The organism is Thauera aromatica (assembly GCF_023093595.1).
In the GTDB taxonomy this organism is placed as follows: domain Bacteria; phylum Pseudomonadota; class Gammaproteobacteria; order Burkholderiales; family Rhodocyclaceae; genus Thauera; species Thauera aromatica_A.
In genome coordinates this window covers 1-754 of record NZ_JALLIK010000013.1, presented here as the reverse complement: position 1 = coordinate 754, position 754 = coordinate 1, and the positions used below count along the sequence as shown (strand labels likewise).

Below are 754 nucleotides of genomic sequence, written 5' to 3'. Positions count from 1 at the left end.
CAGGGCTCCCGCAGCTACGCGTTCATCATTAATCGTCACCATCCTCGTCGTCCTCGTCCGGCGCCTCGAAACCGAGCAGCGCAGCGCGAAACTCATCGGACGTCGCCGCCAGCAGGCGCTTGGTCTTGATGCTGGTCTTGATGGACGTATCGAGCCGGATGAGATTGAGCGCCATGTGGCGCACCAGCGCCAAGTTGTGGGCAATGTGGCCGATGCGGCCCCGTGCGTAGTCATCACCGAACTGAACATCCAGACACCAGTGCAGCCGATTCTCGACTTCCCAATGACTTCTAACCGCCAGTGCGATCCGCTCAGCATCGGCGGGCAGACTGCTGATGTAGTACGCGCGCTCGGTACTGGTGTGCTCGCCCACCGTTCGCACGCGCTCGACGACGGCAAAACTGGCCACATCCTTCCAGGCGGCGGCCTTGTAGAGCCGATCGGTTGCGTCATACGCCGTACAGCGTCGCACTTCGATCCGTCCGTGGCCGGTGCTCGTGCTCTCGTGCATCGAGCTCGGCCTCAGCGGGCCGCGCGCATCGATGTCCGCGAAGATGATCGAGTCACGCAGCGTCGGATGGTTGTCCTTCACGCACAGCACGTAGTCGGCTCCTCGCTCACGGATGGCGCGCGCGATCTTGGTCTGCGTGCCCATCGCATCGATGGTGACGATGCAGCCGTCGATGTCGAGCACCTTGAGCAGTTCGGGGATCGCCGTGATCTCGTTGGACTTCTCCGCCGTCGCCGTCTGGCC

The 754-nt window shown here is 63.1% G+C and carries 1 protein-coding gene; it reads right to left on the bottom strand.

The features are described from left to right. Nucleotides 1–28: 28 nt before the first annotated feature. Nucleotides 29–754, bottom strand: a 726-nt coding sequence (locus tag MXC99_RS00270) for an ISAs1 family transposase (protein WP_247723648.1), incomplete at its 5' end; no start/stop codon positions are given.